Below are 18021 nucleotides of genomic sequence, written 5' to 3'. Positions count from 1 at the left end.
GGTGCTCTGCGACTGGACCGGCAGCTGCATGCAGCGTGGGGAGCCACCGGCCGTTTTCCACAGGTCCGGGCCGCGGCTCTGGCCCTCCGGCCCGGCCGCGGACCATACTGACGGCGCACATGTTCGAGGAGGGGGAGAACAGCGTGAGTGAGAGCAGCACCGGGTCCGCCACGGCCGTCGTCGAGGACCCGGCCGGCCGGCCGATGGTCCGCGTCGAGGGCCTGCGCCGCTCGTACGGCACGGGCGAGGCCGCCGTCCACGCCCTGCGCGGGGTCTCCTTCGACGTCCCGCGCGGCGAGCTCGTCGCCCTCAAGGGCCGCTCGGGCTCCGGCAAGACGACCCTGCTGAACCTCGTGGGCGGCCTCGACACCCCCGACGGGGGCCGGATCGTCATCGACGGCACCGACCTCTCCACGCTCGGCGAGAACGGGCTCCTGGAACTGCGCCGCGACCGGATCGGCTTCATCTTCCAGTCCTTCGGGCTGCTCCCGATCCTCTCCGCCGCCGAGAACGTGGGCGTGCCCCTGCGGCTGCGCAAGGCGGACCCCGTGGAGCGCGAGGAGCGGGTCGCCCTGATGCTCGGCCTCGTGGGCCTAGCCGACCACGCGAACCAGCGGCCCGGAGAGCTCTCCGGCGGGCAGCAGCAGCGCGTCGCCATCGCCCGCGCCCTCGCCAACAAGCCGGCGCTGCTGATAGCCGACGAGCCGACGGGCCAGCTGGACGCGGAGACCGGGCTCGCCGTCATGCAGCTGCTGCGCGCCGTGGTCCGCAGCGAGGGCTGCACGGCCCTGGTCGCCACGCACGACCCCCAGCTCCTGGGCCTGGCCGACCGTGTCCTGGAGCTGAGCGACGGCGAGATCATCGAGCACTGAGCCGGCGGCCGGGGCGGTCACGGGATCAGGATCACGTCAATACCGTCCCGGGCCGCCGCCCGCGTGCGGAATGTCCGATTCGCTGGACGTATGGTCGAGCCATGGGACGCGGCAAGCTTCGGATCTACCTCGGCGCTGCGCCGGGCGTCGGCAAGACGTACGCGATGCTCGCCGAGGGGCACCGCCGGGTGGAGCGCGGCACCGACTGCGTGGTGGCCTTCGTGGAGCACCACGGACGGCCGCGTACGGAGGTGATGCTGCGCGGCCTGGAGAAGGTCCCGCGCCGCATCCTGGAGTACCGGGGGACCACCTTCCCCGAGATGGACGTCGACGCCGTCCTCGCCCGCCGTCCCGCGGTCGCCCTCGTCGACGAGCTCGCCCACACGAACGTGCCGGGTTCCCGCAACCCCAAGCGGTGGCAGGACGTCGCCGAACTCCTCGCGGCCGGCATCGACGTCGTGTCCACCCTCAACATCCAGCACCTGGAGTCCCTCGGCGACGTCGTCGAGGCGATCACCGGCGTACGGCAGCAGGAGACCGTCCCCGACGAGGTGGTGCGCCGGGCGGACCAGATCGAGCTGGTCGACATGTCGCCGGAGGCTTTGCGGCGCCGGATGGCCCACGGCAACGTCTACACCCCGGACAAGGTCGACGCGGCCCTCTCCAACTACTTCCGCCCCGGCAACCTCACGGCCCTGCGTGAGCTGGCCCTGCTCTGGACCGCCGACCGGGTCGACGAGTACCTACGGCAGTACCGGGGCGAGCACAACATCCGCTCCACCTGGCAGGCCAGGGAGCGCATCGTCGTCGGTCTGACCGGCGGCCCCGAGGGCCGCACCCTCATACGGCGGGCCACCCGGCTCGCCGAGAAGGGCGCGGGCGGCGAGGTCCTGGCCGTCTACATCTCCCGCAGCGACGGCCTCACCTCGGCGTCCCCGAAGGAGCTGGCCGTCCAGCGCACCCTCGTCGAGGACCTCGGCGGAACGTTTCACCACGTCATAGGCGACGACATCCCCTCCGCACTCCTGGAATTCGCCCGCGGGGTCAACGCCACCCAGATCGTCCTCGGCTCCAGCCGCCGCCGGACCTGGCAGTACGTGCTCGGCCCCGGCGTCGGCCAGACCGTGGCCCGCGACTCAGGACCCGACCTCGACGTCCACATCGTCACCCACGAGGAGGTCGCCAAGGGCCGCGGCCTGCCGGTCGCGCGCGGGGCCCGTCTCGGGCGCTCCCGGATCCTCGGCGGCTGGCTCGTCGGCGTCGCCGGCCCCGTCGGCCTCGCGCTGCTCCTCACGCACATCGACGCCGACCTCGGCCTCGCCAACGACATGCTGCTCTTCCTCGCCCTGACGGTCGGCGCGGCACTCCTCGGCGGGTTCCTGCCGGCGCTCGCCTCGGCGGCCGTCGGCTCCCTCCTCCTGAACTGGTTCTTCACCCCGCCCCTCCACCGGCTGACCATCGCCGACCCCCTGAACATCGTCGCCATCGCCGTGTTCTTCGGCGTCGCGATGTCGGTCGCCTCCGTCGTCGACCTGGCCGCCCGGCGCACCCACCAGGCCGCCCGGCTGCGGGCCGAGTCCGAGGTGCTCTCCCACCTCGCCGGCAGCGTGCTGCGCGGCGAGACGAGCCTGGAGGCCCTCCTGGAACGGGTCCGGGAGACCTTCTCCATGGAGTCGGTCGCCCTCCTGGAGCGCACGGACGGGGTCGAGCCCTGGACGCGGGCCGCGAGCGTCGGCCCCCACCCGGCGGTCCGGCCCGAGGACGCGGACGTCGACATGCCCGTCGGCGACCACCTGGCCCTCGCCCTGTCGGGCCGCGTGCTGCCCGCGGAGGACCGGCGGGTCCTCGGCGCCTTCGCCGCCCAGGCCGCGGTCGTCCTCGACCGGCAGCGCCTCGTCGGCGAGGCGGAGGAGGCCCGGAAGCTGGCCGAGGGCAACAAGATCCGCACGTCCCTGCTCGCCGCCGTCAGCCACGACCTGCGGACCCCGCTCGCGAGCATCAAGGCCTCCGTCTCCTCGCTCCGCTCCGACGACGTCGAATGGTCCGAGGAGGACCGGGCCGAGCTCCTGGAGGGCATCGAGGGCGGCGCCGACCGCCTCGACCACCTCGTCGGCAACCTCCTCGACATGTCCCGCCTCCAGACCGGCACCGTCACGCCGCTGATCCGGGCCGTCGACCTCGACGAGGTCGTCCCCATGGCCCTCGGCGGAGTCCCGGACGGCAGCGCCGAGCTCGACATCCCCGAGACGCTCCCCATGGTCGAGGTCGACAAGGGCCTCCTGGAGCGGGCGGTCGCCAACATCGTCGAGAACGCCGTGAAGTACAGCCCCGAGGGCTTGCCCGTCGCCGTCGCCGCCAGCGCGCTCGGCGACCGGGTCGAGCTGCGCGTCGTGGACCGCGGCCCCGGCGTTCCCGACGAGGCCAAGGACGGCATCTTCGAGCCCTTCCAGCGCTTCGGCGACGCCCCGCGCGGCTCAGGCGTCGGCCTCGGCCTCGCGGTCGCCCGCGGCTTCGTCGAGGCCATGGGCGGAACGCTCGGCGCCGAGGACACGCCCGGCGGCGGCCTCACCATGGTGCTCACGCTGCGGGCCGCGCCGACCGCGCCGCGGGACCCGGCAGCCGAGCTCCCGGCCCACGCCGTGACCTGAGCCCGCGGGGGGAGGGCCCGCACCAGGGCCCGCCACGCGCCCCGTACCCGTACTCGCATCCGTACCCGTAGCCGAATCGGATCCGTACCCGAATCGGCTCCGTACCCGAATCGGATCCGTACCCGAATCGGTACCAGTGCCCGAATCGGCTACCCGAATCGGTACCAGTACCCGAATCCGCAGCCGTACTCGATTCCGTACCCGATCCGTACTTGAATCCGTACGTACTCCCCGACACAACGAAGAAAGCAGGCCCCCTCCATGACCCGGGTCCTCGTGGTCGACGACGAGCCGCAGATCGTCCGCGCCCTGGTGATCAACCTGAAGGCGCGGAAGTACGAGGTCGACGCCGCGCCCGACGGCGCCACCGCCCTCCGGCTCGCCGCCGAACGCCACCCCGACGTCGTCGTCCTCGACCTCGGACTGCCCGACATGGACGGCGTCGAGGTCATCAAGGGCCTGCGCGGCTGGACGAGGGTGCCGATCCTGGTCCTCTCCGCCCGGCAGACCTCCGACGAGAAGGTCGAGGCGCTCGACGCGGGCGCCGACGACTACGTCACCAAGCCCTTCGGCATGGACGAGCTGCTCGCCCGGCTGCGCGCCGCCGTGCGCCGTGCCGAGCCGGTCGGCGGCGCCGAGGACGATGTCGTCGTGGTCGAGACCGAGGGCTTCACCGTCGACCTCGCCGCCAAGAAGGTCCACCGCGACGGGCGGGACGTCCGGCTCACCCCGACCGAGTGGCACCTCCTGGAGGTCCTCGTCCGCAACAGCGGCCGGCTCGTCAGCCAGAAGCAGCTCCTCCAGGAGGTCTGGGGACCCTCGTACGGCACGGAGACCAACTACCTCCGGGTCTACATGGCCCAGCTCCGCCGCAAGCTGGAGACCGACCCCTCGCACCCGCGCCACTTCGTCACCGAACCGGGCATGGGGTACCGCTTCGAACGCTGAAACGGCAGCCGTACGGACGGGTGGCCCGGGCCGCTTCCGGTGACAGCCCCGGCCGGTACGCTTTCTGTATGAGCGCTGCACCACGTACAGAGAAGCCGGCCGGACGGTTCCGCCGGATGCTCGACCGGCTCTCCTCCTCCCCGGAGGACCTGGAGTCGGAGGAGCTCCAGGAGGATGCCGACGCCTCGGGGTGCACGCGCATCAGCGACTGCTCCGACCGCCAGATAGTCAAGGTGACTGGTACCTTGCGCACGGTCACGCTGCGTCCCCGGGCCGGTGTGCCCGCGCTGGAGGCCGAGCTCTTCGACGGCACGGCACCGCTCGACGTCGTGTGGCTCGGCCGCCGTTCCATCGTGGGCATCGAGCCCGGCCGCAAGCTGATCGCCTCCGGCCGCATCTCCATGAGCCACGGCCGGCGGGTCCTCTTCAACCCCAAATACGAGCTCCGACCGCTCGGACAGGAGTAGCCGGTGACGTCCCTCGACAAGCCGACCGCGGACCGGTCGACCCCGGACCAGGACGCCCAGGCGGACAAGGCCGTGACCGAGGCCGCGCTCTTCGAGGCCTTCGGCGGAGTGCGGGGCATGATCGAGACGGTCATGCCCGGGCTGCTGTTCGTCACGATCTTCACGATCAACAAGAACCTGCACGTCTCGGCGATCGCCGCGCTCGCGGTCTCGCTCGTCCTGGTCGCCGTCCGGCTGATCCGCAGGGACACCGTCAAGCACGCCTTCAGCGGCGTCTTCGGCGTCGCGTTCGGCGTCGTCTTCGCGATGATCACGGGCAACGCCAAGGACTTCTACCTGCCGGGCATGCTCTACACCCTCGGCCTCGCCCTGGCGTACATCATCACCGCGCTCGCCGGAGTGCCCCTGATCGGCCTGATCCTCGGCCCGGTCTTCAAGGAGAACCTCTCCTGGCGCACCCGCAACCCGGGCCGCAAGAAGGCCTACACGAAGGCCAGCTGGGCCTGGGGCCTGATCCTGCTCGCCAAGGTCGCGATCCTCTTCCCGCTGTACTGGTGGGCCGACCCGACCAAGTTCGGCTGGGTCTCGGTCGCCCTGAAGATCCCGCCGTTCCTGCTCGCCGTCTACCTCACCTGGGTGTTCCTCGCGAAGGCCCCGGCGCCGATCGACGTCTTCGCCGAGATGGAGGCGGAGGAGCGCGCCGAGAAGGAGCGCAAGGCGGCCGCGGCGGCGCAGAGGCACCCGGAGGCCTGAGGAGGGGACGCCCCGCCCTGAGGCCTCGAAGGCCCGGACGGTACGGGGACGCCCCGCCCCGGCCCTGAAGGCTCGCGGCCCGGCCTGTGCAGCGGTACGTACGGGGAAGGGCCCGGACCTGTTCGTCAGGTCCGGGCCCTTCCACGTACCACTCCCGATCAGGACTCCGGGGTCTCCCGGCGGACCTGGAGGAGGTCCTCCAGCTGCTCCTCACGGGCCTGCGCGGCCACGAACAGCAGCTCGTCGCCGGCCTCCAGGGTCTCCTCGGCGCTCGGCGTCAGCACCCGCGAACCGCGGATGATCGTCACCAGCGAGGTGTCCTGCGGCCACGCCACGTCCCCGACGGCGGTGCCGGCGACCGCCGACTCAGGCGGAAGCGTCAGCTCGACCAGGTTCGCGTCGCCGTGGCTGAAGCGCAGCAGCCGGACCAGGTCGCCGACGCTCACCGCCTCCTCGACCAGGGCCGACATCAGACGCGGCGTCGAGACGGCCACGTCCACGCCCCAGGCCTCGTTGAACAGCCACTCGTTCTTCGGGTTGTTCACCCGGGCGACCACGCGCGGCACGCCGTACTCGGTCTTGGCGAGCAGCGAGACGACCAGGTTGACCTTGTCGTCACCGGTCGCCGCGATCACCACGTTGCAGCGCTGGAGCGCCGCCTCGTCCAGCGAGGTGATCTCGCAGGCGTCGGCGAGCAGCCACTCCGCCTGCGGCACCCGCTCCACCGAGATGGCGGTGGGGGCCTTGTCGACGAGGAGGACCTCGTGGCCGTTCTCCAGGAGCTCGCCCGCGATGGACCGGCCCACCGCACCCGCGCCCGCAATAGCGACACGCATCAGTGACCGCCCTCCTCGGGGCCCTCGGCGAAGGCCGCCTCGACCTTCGCGACCTCGTCCGTACGCATCATCACGTGCACCAGATCACCTTCCTGGAGCACCGTCTGCGAGGTCGGCAGAATCGCTTCGCCCAGTCGGGTGAGGAAGGCGACGCGGACGCCGGTCTCCTCCTGCAGCCGGCTCACCTTGTGGCCGATCCACGCCGGGGAGGTGTGCACCTCGGCGAGCTGCACGCCGCCGCTCGGGTCGCGCCACAGGGGCTCCGCGCCCGAGGGCAGCAGCCGGCGGAGCATCTGGTCGGCGGTCCAGCGGACCGTGGCGACCGTCGGGATCCCGAGGCGCTGGTAGACCTCGGCGCGACGCGGGTCGTAGATCCGCGCCGCCACGTTCTCGATGCCGAACATCTCGCGCGCGACCCGCGCCGCGATGATGTTGGAGTTGTCGCCGCTGCTCACCGCGGCGAAGGCACCGGCCTCCTCGATCCCGGCCTCACGCAGCGTGTCCTGGTCGAAGCCCACGCCCGTGACCCGCCGACCGCCGAAGCCCGACCCCAGACGGCGGAAAGCCGTCGGGTCCTGGTCCACGACCGCGACGGTGTGCCCCTGCTGTTCGAGGGTCTGCGCGAGAGCGGCTCCCACTCGCCCGCAGCCCATGATGACGATGTGCACGTCCCCTTACCCCGCACTCCTGATCGTCTTGCTGACCTGCGAATACACCCTGCTCACAACTTTCCTCGCCCGATCGGCCCGGGCCGTGGCGGGCGACGCCCTGACGGGTCGCCCGGTCCGAGCTTAAGCGGCAACCCCGGCGGTGACGCATCCGAGGTGCCGCGCAGGGAGATTCGGTGGGGATCGGGGGGCGATGTGGTCTTGACGTATTCCCAACGCTTACGATCCTCCGCGTGTCAAAACTGACTGACGTGCCCAAACGGATCCTGATCGGACGGGCCCTGCGCAGCGACAAGCTCGGGGAAACCCTCCTCCCGAAGCGGATCGCCCTCCCCGTCTTCGCCTCCGACCCGCTGTCCTCGGTGGCGTACGCACCGGGCGAGGTGCTGCTCGTCCTCTCCGTCGCCGGACTGTCGGCCTACCACTTCAGCCCGTGGATCGCGCTCGCGGTCGTCGTCCTGATGTTCACGGTGGTCGCCTCGTACCGGCAGAACGTGCACGCGTACCCGAGCGGTGGCGGCGACTACGAGGTCGCCACCACCAACCTCGGACCCAAAGCGGGACTCACCGTCGCGAGCGCCCTGCTCGTCGACTACGTCCTGACCGTCGCCGTGTCGATCTCCTCGGGCATCGAGAACCTCGGCTCGGCCGTTCCCTTCGTCGTCGAGCACAAGGTCGCCTCGGCGATCGCGGTCATCATCCTCCTCACCCTCATGAACCTCCGGGGCGTGAAGGAATCGGGCAGCCTCTTCGCCATCCCGACGTACGTCTTCGTCGCGGGCGTCTTCATCATGATCGCCTGGGGCGCCTGGCGCGGCCTCGTCCTCGACGACACCATGAAGGCCCCCACCGCCGGCTTCGAGATCAAGGCTGAGCACCAGGGCCTCGCCGGGTTCGCCCTGGTCTTCCTGCTGCTGCGCGCCTTCTCCTCCGGCTGCGCCGCTCTCACCGGCGTCGAGGCCATCTCCAACGGTGTCCCCGCCTTCCGTAAACCGAAGTCGAAGAACGCCGCCACCACGCTCGCCCTCATGGGCGGCCTGGCCGTCACCATGTTCTGCGGCATCATCTTCCTGGCCATGGCCACCGACGTCCGGATGGCCGAGAACCCCGGCGAGGACCTGCTGCACAACGGCGTACCGCTCGGCGCGAGCTACGTCCAGGACCCGGTGATCTCCCAGGTCGCGGCCGCGGTCTTCGGCGACGGAACGTTCTTGTTCATCGTCCTCGCCGCCGCCACCGCGCTCGTCCTCTTCCTGGCCGCCAACACCGCGTACAACGGCTTCCCGCTCCTCGGCTCGATCCTCGCCCAGGACCGCTACCTGCCGCGCCAGCTGCACACCCGCGGCGACCGCCTCGCGTTCTCCAACGGCATCGTGCTCCTCGCCGGCGCCGCCGCCCTCCTCGTCTGGATCTACGGCGCCGACTCCACCCGGCTGATCCAGCTCTACATCGTCGGCGTCTTCGTCTCCTTCACGCTCAGCCAGATCGGCATGGTCCGGCACTGGAACCGGCACCTGAAGGCGGAGAAGGACCCCGCCAAGCGCCGCCACATGATCCGCTCCCGCGCGATCAACGCCTTCGGCGCCTTCTTCACCGGCCTCGTCCTCGTCGTCGTCCTCGCCACCAAGTTCACGCACGGCGCCTGGGTGGCCCTGCTCGGCATGGTGATCTTCTACGTGACGATGACCGCGATCCGCCGTCACTACGACTCCGTGGCCGCCGAGATCGCCGCGGCCGAGGAACGCCCCGACGAGTACGTGCGCCCCTCCCGGGTCCGCTCGCTCGTCCTCGTCTCCAAGCTCCACAAGCCCACCCTGCGGGCCCTCGCGTACGCCAAGCTCATGCACCCCGGCGACCTCGAGGCGCTCACCGTCAACGTCGACCCGGCCGAGACCAAGGCGCTCAAGGAGGAGTGGGAGCGGCGGGGCATCAACGTCCCGCTCAAGATCCTCGACTCGCCGTACCGCGAAATCACCCGCCCGGTCATCGAGTACGTCAAGAACCTGCGGCAGGAGAGCCCGCGCGACGCCGTCTCCGTCTACATCCCCGAGTACGTCGTCGGCCACTGGTACGAGCACCTGCTGCACAACCAGAGCGCCCTGCGGCTCAAGGGCCGGCTGCTCTTCACGCCGGGCGTCATGGTGACCTCCGTCCCGTACCAGCTCCAGTCCTCCGAGGCCGCGAAGAAGCGGGCCAGGAAGCGCCAGGAGTGGAACGCCCCGGGCTCCGTCCGCCGCGGCCCGGTGGAGAAGCGCCAGAAGGAACCGGCCGCAAAGAACAACTGAGAAACAGCAACTAGACTGGTGGGCTGCCGTCGGACCGAGGTCCGCTCGACAGCCCACCTTCTTCTCTCCCTGGAGTCCCCGCTCATGCAGAACACCCCTGTTACGTCGCTGGTCGGGGCGGAATACGAGGTAGAGGTCGGCCCGGTCGCCCACGGCGGCCACTGCATCGCCCGTACGGAAGCCGGCCGGGTCCTCTTCGTCCGCCACGCGCTGCCCGGCGAGCGGGTCCGGGTGCGGGTCACCGAGGGCGAGGAGACCTCCCGCTTCCTGCGCGCCGACGCGATCGAGATCCTGGACGCCTCCAAGGACCGCGTCGAGGCCCCCTGCCCCTTCGCCGGCCCCGGCAAGTGCGGAGGCTGCGACTGGCAGCACGCCAAGCCCGGCGCCCAGCGCCGCCTCAAGGGCGAGGTCATCGCGGAGCAGCTCCAGCGCCTGGCCGGGCTCACCCCGGAGGAGGCGGGCTGGGACGGCACGGTCATGCCGGCCGAGGGCGACAAGCTCCCCGCGGGCGAGGTCCCGCAGTGGCGCACCCGCGTGCAGTACGCCGTCGACGCCGAGGGCCACGCGGGCCTGCGCAAGCACCGCTCGCACGAGGTCGAGATCATCGACCACTGCATGATCGCGGCGGAGGGCGTCTCGGAGCTGGGCATCGAGAAGCGCAACTGGGAGGGCATGGCGGCGATCGAGGCCATCGCGGCCTCCGGCTCGAACGACCGCCAGGTCATCCTCACCCCCCGCCCGGGCGCCCGCCTCCCCCTGGTGGAGCTGGACAAGCCGGTCTCGGTCATGCGCGTCGACGAGAAGGACGGCGGGGTCCACCGCGTCCACGGCCGCGCCTTCGTCCGCGAGCGCGCCGACGAGCGCACCTACCGCGTCGGCAGCGGCGGCTTCTGGCAGGTCCACCCGAAGGCCGCGCAGACCCTCATGCTCGCCGTCATGCAGGGCCTCACCCCCCGCAAGGGCGAGACGGCCCTCGACCTCTACTGCGGCGTCGGCCTCTTCGCGGGCGCCCTCGCCGACCGCGTCGGCGACCAGGGCGCGGTCCTCGGCATCGAGTCCGGCAAGCGCGCGGTCGAGGACGCCCGCCACAACCTGGCCGGCTTCCCGCGCGTCCGCATCGAACAGGGCAAGGTCGAGTCCGTCCTCCCGCGCACCGGCATCACCGAGGTCGACCTCATCGTCCTGGACCCGCCCCGCGCGGGCGCCGGCAAGCAGACGGTCCACCACCTGGCCGGCCTCGGCGCCCGCCGCATCGCCTACGTGGCCTGCGACCCGGCAGCCCTGGCCCGAGACCTCGCCTACTTCGCGGAACGCGGCTACAAGGTCAGGACGCTGCGGGCGTTCGACCTGTTTCCGATGACGCACCACGTGGAGTGCGTGGCGATTCTGGAGCCGGTGAAGAAGGACGCCTGACCTGGGGTTTTTCGGGTGCGCGGTGTGTGCCGTGTGGGCGTTACGGGCGATGTCGTGACGCTGAGATGGCGCGCGTGACGCTCGCTCTGATGGGGCGCCACCTGCTGATGGGGCAGCTCGTGCTGGGTGGGCAGCCTGCCCGGGAAGGCAGCGGGCTCGCCGGGCTGTTTCCGGGGTCGGCGAGCGGTATCGGTGCACCCCGACCCGCTTTCGCCGGGCTCCCGGCCGGCGACCCCTACGCCTTTCAAACGGGGGAGCCCGGGGCAGCCTCGGGACCTGGAAGAGGTCCATGGCCGGCATCGAGCGAGCTGAAAGGGCCGTCCGCAGGCAAGGAGCTCAAACCGCCCAACGCGCGCCACACTGTTTCGGGCTCGGCCGGTGGTGAGGTGTAGGAGAGTGCGTGGCGGACATCGCTGCCCGTGGCGCCGGCGTACGCGGTTGCGCCGCGCCCCGCCCTCGAACCCCGCCCGTACCACCTCTCCAGAGGCGCCCACCGGCATAACTCGGATCTGCGGGGCAGCGCTCTGTGGACGGGCAGTTCTAGATCGTTTAGAGTCCCTCCCGACCTTGAAGGGCACCTCGGCCTCCGGTTCGTGTCGTGCGGCGGTTCGCGTGCCACGGTGGGACGGGCGACGACGACACGCCCGTACGCGACTGTGAGCGCTGGAGCGGCCATGAAGACGTGGATTCGTTGTTTCTTTCCTCTCGACGCACCGGAGAAGCGCCTGATCTGCTTCCCGCACGCGGGAGGCCCGGCCGGCTCCTACCGTTCGATGGCAGAGGTCCTGAAGGACAGCGGCATCGAGGTGCTCGCCGTGCAGTACCCCGGACGCCAGGATCGGTACGACGAACCGCCCGCCCGGCGCGTGGAGGAACTCGTCGACGCCGTCGTGGAGGAGCTGGTGCCGAGGCTCGACGGCGGACGGCCCTTCGGGTTGTTCGGCCACAGCATGGGTTCGCTCCTCGCCTTCGAGACCGCGCGCCGGGTGGAGAGCCTGGGGCTCGTGCCCGACGTGCTGTTCGCCTCCGCCCGTCAGGGCCCCTCCTGGATCTGGCCGGCCGCTCGCGCCGCGCTCATGCACGAGGCGTCCGACGAGGCGCTGGTCGAGGAGATGCGCAAGCTCGGCGGTTCCGAGGACGACCTGCTGGCTCACCCCGAGCTCATGGAACTCGCCCTGCCGGTGATGCGCGCCGACTACCGGCTGCTCAGCACGTACCTGTACCGCCCCGGCGCCCCGCTCGCCTGTTCCGTTGCCACGCTCGTCGGGGACGCCGACCCCAGTGTTCCCGTGGCCGACATGCGCAGCTGGGAGTCCGAGACCCGTGGGCGCTTCCGCTCCCACGTCCTGCCCGGCGGGCACTTCTACATAGACGACCGGCTGCCCGAGGTCTGTGCCATCGTGCGCACCGGGCTCGGCGTGTGAGCACGCCTCGTCCTGTCCCGGTGGTGGGCTCCGGCGCGCTGGTTTAATGGCGGGCGTGACCACGATGGATCTTGCTGAACGAGCCCGCACCCTCGGACTGTTGGAAGACTATTACGACGCCGTGCCGCGTTCCGCGGCCCGGACCGAGGAGCACGGCCCGCTCACCCTCTTCGTCCGGAACGACGCCGGGATTCCCTTCTACGCCCGCCCCGCACGGACCCGGACCGGCGCCCCGGTGACGGTGGACGACGTCCTTGCGGTACGGGCCCGGCAGCGGGAGCTCGGAGTCCCGGAGAGCTTCGAATGGGTCGCCGAACTCGCGCCGGGACTGCGTGCCGCCGTCGAGGGATCCGGACTGCCGGTCAGCGAGCACCCGTTGATGGTGCTCGCGCCGCAAGGGGTCGCCGAGCAGCAGTCCGGACGTGACGACGGCATCGAGGTCCGCTGCCTGGAGCGGGACGATCCGGCCCTGCCCAGCGCGCTCGCCCTTCTGCGGGTGGCCTTCGGCGCGCCGGGGACGGCCGTCGGAACGGCGGGCGTCGCCGAACTCGACGCGATCGTCGAGGGGTTCGTCACCGACGGGTCCGTGGAACGCATGGTCGCCCGCATGGACGCCGGTCTGACCCGCGTCGCCGCCGCCGTCGCCGAGGGGCGCTCCCTGTGCTCCGGCCGCCACCAACCCGTCGGCACGGTGAGCGAGATCGTCGGCGTCGGGACCCTGCCCGCCCAGCGGCGCCGGGGTCTCGGCCTCGCCGTGACAGCGGCCCTGGTCGCCGACGCCCGTGCCCGCGGGGTGGAGACCGTGTTCCTGTCGGCGAGTGACGACGCCGTGGCGGGCCTCTACGAGCGGCTCGGTTTCCGCCGCGTGGGCACCGCGCTCATCGCCGAACCCGCCGAGTGACGCGGGGCGACGGGGGAGCATGAGCGTGCAGAACGCGGCCGGGGCGCGTACCGGAGAGGTCGAGCTGTGGCAGATACGGCTGGACGCCGTCGACGCGGACGCCGTGGACGTCTCCGTACTCGACGAGAGTGAACACGAGCGGCTCGGGCGTCTCGTCCTGCCGGCGGACCGGCTGCGCTACGGTGCGGCGCACGTCGCGCTGCGCCGACTGCTGGCGGTCCGGCTCGGGGTCGGGCCCGAGACCGTGACGTTCGGCAGGGAGCCGTGTCCGGGGTGCGGTGGACCGCACGGCAGGCCGGCCGTCCACGGGATCCCGGGCGCACCGCACTTCTCGCTCTCGCACAGCGGCGACTCGGTGCTGATCGGCATGGCCGCGTGGCCCGTCGGAGTGGACGTGGAGGAGGTCCCGCGCGAGGCGACCGTGCACAGTGTGACGCCGCTCCTCCATCCGCTGGAACAGGCGGAGATCAGAGAGGACCCCCGGCCCCGGGAGGCGTTCGCCCGCGTCTGGTCGCGCAAGGAGGCCTACCTGAAGGGGGTGGGTATCGGTGTGGCGCGCTCGCTGGACCGGGACTATGTCGGTGAGCGGCGGCCCGACGCCCTGCCCGACGGATGGCACGTGAGCAGCGTCTCCGCGGCGGAGGGCCATGCCGCGGCGGTGGCCGTGGCCGCTGCGGGGCCGGTGCTGCGCATGAATCGGCTGGAACCCGGGTTCGTCACCAAGCGGCCTGCCGTCCGCAGGAGTTGACCGGGAGTCGGCCGTGCCGGCCGCCCACATGCCGGCTGCCGGCTGCGGGGTCCGCGTGAGGCCGCGGGCCCCATTTGCGACAGGCCCCGGCCGGGAAAACCCGGCCGGGGCCTGTCGCATGGGGCTCGAGCCCTGACGGGTCACACCCGCGCGGGCGCTTCCTGAAGGATCGCGAAGGAGTTGGTGCCGCCGAAGCCGGCCGCCATCACGCCCGCGACGCGTGGACGTCCGTCGTCCTCCCAGTTCCGGCCCTCGGGAACGATGGAGTAGCGGTCGCCGCCCTTGGTGAGGGTGTCGATCGGGTCCGCGGTGTTGGGCGTGGCCGGGAGAAAACCGTGCTTGAGCACCAGAGCCGTCTTGATGAGCCCGGCCAGGCCGGCCGCGTGACTGGTGTGCCCGACGCTCGCCTTGACCGAACCGACCGCGAGCGGACGGCCGTACGGCCCGAGTCCCTCCGTCAGCGCGGTCGCCTCGATCTCGTCGTTGAGCGGGATGCCGACGCCATGGGTCTCCATGTACCCGACCTCGGCGCCGGTCAGGCCCGCGAGGTCGAGCGCCTGGCGGATGACGCGGATCTTGCCGGGGACGCCGGGGATCGAGTAACCCGCCTTGTCCTTGCCGTCGTTGCCGACCGCGCTCGACCGGATGACGGCATGGATGGGATCGCCGTCGCGCAGTGCGTCGTCCAGACGGCGCAGCAGCACGGCGGCGGCGCCGTCGCCGGGCACCGTTCCGGTGGCGTTCTTGTCGAAGGGCCGGCACACGCCGTCGCTGGAGTACACGCCGCCCGGCACGTAGTCGTACGCTCCGTCGGTCTCCATGACCGAGACGCCGGCCGCGAGCGCGTAATCGCAGGATCCCGCGCGCAGGCTCATGCAGGCCATATGCGCGGCCACCAGGCTGGTGGCACAGCCGGCTTCCAGCATGAGGCTTTCGTGCTGCAGATTCCGCAGGTACGAGAACCGGTTCGCGGCGAACCGCGCGTCCATTCCCATCATCTCTTCGATGGACGTGTTCTCGACGACCTTGGCGGGCGAAGAGCCCGCATAGAGCGCGGTTCGGGGGCCTATTTCCGATACGCGGAGGCCCGCGTCTTCGACGGCCGACCACAGGACCTCGGAAAGGAATCCGTGCTGCAGATCCTGTTCCGGATCGATGGGCGGAAAGCCGAGGAGTTCGCTGTCGAAGGAATTGCGGTTTTCGTAGAGTCCCCAGGCGCCGACGCGGCGGGAATCGCCTTCGGTGGTCAGGGAAGGGTCACGCGTGACGCAGTCGCGGCCGGCCACCAGGTTGTCCCAGAAGGGGCCGAGACCGTCTGACCCGGCAAATCGACACGCCATTCCGATGATGGCGATGGGTTCTGTCGGCTGGGTGCTCATGCTGTTCCGACCGCACCTTTCTCGTTTTCATCGGACGAAGAAGCGTCGGAGCCGTCCGTGTCCGCCTTCTCCTCGGCGTCCGGAACCTTGGGGAGGAAGAGAGCCACAATCGCGGCGGCGGCGCTCAGGAGGAGCATGCTGACGATGAAGCCGGTGCCGTCGCCGACCGGCAGGAGCGCGCCGGCGATGACCGGTCCGATCACGGCACTCGTCGACATGGTGATCGAGAAGAGCGCGTTGGTCCGGCCGCGCATCTCCGAGGTCACCAGGTTGTTCACGAGGGCGCTCAGGAGCGGGCCGACCAGCGATTCGCTGACGGAGAGCAGGGCGACACCGCTGCACGCCAGGGCGAGGGCCTGGATCCCGGTGTGCTCGCCGGCCAGGTAGACGAAGCCCCAGCAACCGCCGGCGCACAGCCCGCTCACCGCGAGCAGGAGGTTGCGCGGCACCTTGGAGAACCAGGCCATGCAGAAGAGCGGGATCACGACGCAGACCACGATGTTGACGGTGACGGCGACGGAGAGGCCGTTCGCCTCGACGGCGTCGGTCTGGATCAGGTAGCCGGGCAGGCCGCCGCGGAACTGGCCGAACGTGACCAGCGAGGCGAGGAGCAGGGCGCCCAGGACCAGGAGCACGTCCGTCCTGCGCAGGATCGAGACGTAGCCGACCTTCTGCGTGGACTCGGACGACGCCGCGTCGACCTGGTTCGTCGGCAGCGCGCGCAACGTGATGGCGGCCATGACGAAGAAGGACAGCGCGTCGATCGTGTAGAGGATGCCGTAGCGCAGCACCGGCGTGCCGAAGTCGAGTGCGGCGATGAGGCCGCCGGTGACCACGCCGATACCCATGCACAGGTTGGTGACGCTGAAGTCCGCGGAGTAGGCGGTCTCCCGCTGGTCGGCCTCCGTCGTCGCGGCGTAGGCCGCCCGGACGGTCGCGGCCACGCCGCTGACACCGAAGCCGAAGATGCACGCGGCGACCAGCGCGATCACCGGGTTCGCCGCGAAGGCGTAGAGCAGGGTGCCGACACCGGCGTTGACGTTCGCCAGCGGCACCACGCGGTTGTACGGCATCCGGCTGAGGACCGCGCCGTAGGTGAGACCGCCGACGACGGCCGCACCGGCCTGGGTGGCCAGCGCCGTGGCCGGCACCCAGGTGTCGAAATGCCGAATCTCGGTCAGATAGACCCAGAGAAACGGGAACACCATGCCGATGCCGATACTGCTGATTCCGTCGCTCAGGAGCAACAATCGGGCAGCAAAGGGCAACGACCTGATTTTACTGATCACACTCATTTTGGATCCCTTAAAGGTACGCCTTCGGAGTGCTCCGCAACTTTGGTCGAGGGTCGCGGAGCGCGTGCGGAGAAACGGCGTGTGTCGATTGCATCTCCAGGGCCGTGAGTGCGAGCCGAAGTAGCTGTGACAACGGCCGTGACTCTACCTGTGGCAATGCACAGGAATCCATGTGAGCAAGATCACGTTGACGGCCTCGCGGCCGCTTCTGGGCCTGCTTGACCAGGCCCTGGCGGCTGGTCTACGTTACCCGAGTTTCGCGTCGGCCCATGGAATTCTAAAAGATGGGCGCTGCGGTAGCCGCCACCCCAATGAATTCGACTTGCTTGGGGTGGTTTGCTCGGGTTCAGTATGAGCCGGGTATCGGTCGGACGAAGAGGGGTTGTCAGCGCTGTCTGATTTTCGGGGGATTGACGGGGGAAGGGGCGGACTCCGCCATGCGGTGCTCGGCGCCGGCGGAGTAGGACTGGCGCTCGCGGCCGAACTGGCCCGCTCGGGCGGCGATGTCACCCTGGTCATGCGTGAACCCACACTCGCCGCCTACGAAGGCGCTGTCCGCGTCCGCCGCCCGAGCGGCGAGGACACGGCGACGCCCGTCCCTGCCGTCGCGGTGCTCGCCGAACCCGTCGACGTCCTGTGGATCGCGGTCAAGGAGCCACAGCTCGCTTCGGCGCTGCGCACCGTCACTCCGGACAGCGTGACCGGAGCCCTCGTCGTGCCCCTGCTCAACGGCGTCGACCACATGCCGTTCCTGCAGGGCGAGTTCGGTGACCGGGCCGCCGTGGGCGCGATCCGCGTCGAGGCGTGGCGCGCCGCGGTCGGCGAGGTCGTCCGCGAATCCCTCTTCATGGAGATCGAGCTGGCGGCGCCGCGCGGACACGCGCGCGACGCGCTGGCCGCAGATCTGAAGAAGGCCGGCATCGGGCTTCGCGTCACCGGTGACGCGGAATCGGACCGACTCGGTGTCCTCTGGCGCAAGCTGGTGGTCCTCGCCCCCCTCGCGCTCGCCACGACGGGCGCCGGCGGCCCGGTCGAGGCCGTACGCCGTGATTCCGCGATGGACGAGTTGATGAAGGACTGCGCTCGCGAGGCCTGCGCCGTCGCCACCGCGCTCGGTGCGCGGATCGATGCCGACCGCACGGTCCGCCTCCTCGACCTGCTGCCGGGCAGGACCACCAGCTCCCTGGAACGTGACCTTCGGGAAGGCTCGCTCGGCGAACTCGACGCCATCGGCGGCGCCGTGCTGCGTGCGGGCACGCGCACGGGTGTACCCACCCCGGCCACGCGGACGCTGGTCGACCGCGCGCGGCGGCTCCACGCGGCCGCGCGCTGATCCTGGCCCGCCACGGCCGCCACGTCTTTCTGTCATGCTTGAAAGGACGAT

At 70.9% G+C, this 18021-nt stretch carries 15 protein-coding genes; 11 read left to right on the top strand and 4 right to left on the bottom strand.

Annotation, left to right across the window (positions count from 1 at the left end; all coding sequences use genetic code 11):
- The first annotated feature begins 143 nt into the window (after positions 1-143).
- From ABT041_RS24535 to ABT041_RS24515, 5 genes are all read left to right on the top strand, one after another.
- Positions 144-872, top strand: a complete 729-nt coding sequence (locus ABT041_RS24535) for an ABC transporter ATP-binding protein (RefSeq protein ID WP_351187813.1) — start codon at positions 144-146, stop codon at positions 870-872.
- 101 nt (positions 873-973) lie between these two features.
- Entirely contained in the window at positions 974-3520 is a 2547-nt protein-coding gene (locus tag ABT041_RS24530; RefSeq protein WP_351187811.1) for a DUF4118 domain-containing protein, read from the top strand.
- Between the two features lie 261 nt (positions 3521-3781).
- Positions 3782-4468 carry a response regulator gene (locus tag ABT041_RS24525; protein ID WP_351187809.1) on the top strand — a complete coding sequence of 229 codons (687 nt, stop codon included), beginning with the start codon at positions 3782-3784 and terminating at the stop codon, positions 4466-4468.
- Positions 4469-4536: 68 nt separating this feature from the next.
- Positions 4537-4935, top strand: coding sequence for an OB-fold nucleic acid binding domain-containing protein (locus ABT041_RS24520; protein WP_078953761.1), 399 nt, complete (start codon positions 4537-4539; stop codon positions 4933-4935).
- A gap of 3 nt (positions 4936-4938) precedes the next feature.
- Positions 4939-5688 carry a DUF3159 domain-containing protein gene (locus tag ABT041_RS24515; RefSeq protein WP_351187807.1) on the top strand — a complete coding sequence of 250 codons (750 nt, stop codon included), beginning with the start codon at positions 4939-4941 and terminating at the stop codon, positions 5686-5688.
- A gap of 158 nt (positions 5689-5846) precedes the next feature.
- Here ABT041_RS24515 and ABT041_RS24510 read toward each other — a convergent pair whose 3' ends face one another.
- Positions 5847-6524 (bottom strand): potassium channel family protein, encoded by a 678-nt coding sequence (locus tag ABT041_RS24510; protein ID WP_351187805.1) that lies wholly within the window; start codon positions 6522-6524, stop codon positions 5847-5849.
- On the bottom strand, positions 6524-7192 hold the full coding sequence (locus tag ABT041_RS24505) for a potassium channel family protein (protein ID WP_351187803.1): 669 nt from the start codon (positions 7190-7192) through the stop codon (positions 6524-6526). The genes ABT041_RS24510 and ABT041_RS24505 overlap by 1 nt, the downstream gene beginning before the upstream one ends.
- A 233-nt stretch (positions 7193-7425) precedes the next feature.
- On the opposite strand from ABT041_RS24505, the gene ABT041_RS24500 reads away from it, so the two are divergent.
- From ABT041_RS24500 to ABT041_RS24480, 5 genes are all read left to right on the top strand, one after another.
- Positions 7426-9477: an APC family permease gene (locus ABT041_RS24500; RefSeq protein ID WP_351187801.1), complete on the top strand. Its 2052-nt coding sequence runs from the start codon at positions 7426-7428 to the stop codon at positions 9475-9477.
- A gap of 84 nt (positions 9478-9561) precedes the next feature.
- Positions 9562-10890 (top strand): class I SAM-dependent RNA methyltransferase, encoded by a 1329-nt coding sequence (locus ABT041_RS24495; RefSeq protein WP_351187799.1) that lies wholly within the window; start codon positions 9562-9564, stop codon positions 10888-10890.
- Positions 10891-11564: 674 nt separating this feature from the next.
- Positions 11565-12314: a thioesterase II family protein gene (locus ABT041_RS24490; protein WP_351187797.1), complete on the top strand. Its 750-nt coding sequence runs from the start codon at positions 11565-11567 to the stop codon at positions 12312-12314.
- Positions 12315-12414: 100 nt separating this feature from the next.
- The gene (locus ABT041_RS24485) at positions 12415-13215 is read left to right on the top strand and encodes a GNAT family N-acetyltransferase (RefSeq protein ID WP_351187795.1); all 801 of its coding nucleotides are present in this window, start codon (positions 12415-12417) and stop codon (positions 13213-13215) included.
- 19 nt (positions 13216-13234) lie between these two features.
- Positions 13235-13963 carry a 4'-phosphopantetheinyl transferase family protein gene (locus tag ABT041_RS24480; RefSeq protein ID WP_351187793.1) on the top strand — a complete coding sequence of 243 codons (729 nt, stop codon included), beginning with the start codon at positions 13235-13237 and terminating at the stop codon, positions 13961-13963.
- A gap of 140 nt (positions 13964-14103) precedes the next feature.
- Here ABT041_RS24480 and ABT041_RS24475 read toward each other — a convergent pair whose 3' ends face one another.
- Together ABT041_RS24475 and ABT041_RS24470 are read right to left on the bottom strand one after the other, a co-directional pair.
- Positions 14104-15342, bottom strand: coding sequence for a beta-ketoacyl [acyl carrier protein] synthase domain-containing protein (locus tag ABT041_RS24475; protein WP_351187792.1), 1239 nt, complete (start codon positions 15340-15342; stop codon positions 14104-14106).
- Positions 15339-16637, bottom strand: a complete 1299-nt coding sequence (locus ABT041_RS24470; protein WP_351187790.1) for an MFS transporter — start codon at positions 16635-16637, stop codon at positions 15339-15341. Before ABT041_RS24470 ends, ABT041_RS24475 begins: the two co-directional genes overlap by 4 nt.
- Positions 16638-17079: 442 nt before the next feature.
- Between ABT041_RS24470 and ABT041_RS24465 the strand changes: the two genes are divergently transcribed.
- On the top strand, positions 17080-17970 hold the full coding sequence (locus ABT041_RS24465) for a ketopantoate reductase family protein (protein WP_351187788.1): 891 nt from the start codon (positions 17080-17082) through the stop codon (positions 17968-17970).
- Positions 17971-18021 lie beyond the last annotated feature (51 nt).

Origin of the sequence: Streptomyces sp. NPDC002825 (assembly GCF_040295385.1) — a bacterium.
In the GTDB taxonomy this organism is placed as follows: Bacteria; Actinomycetota; Actinomycetes; order Streptomycetales; family Streptomycetaceae; genus Streptomyces.
The sequence above is the reverse complement of the archived record's forward strand: the minus strand, read 5'-3'. Positions and strand labels throughout refer to the sequence as shown.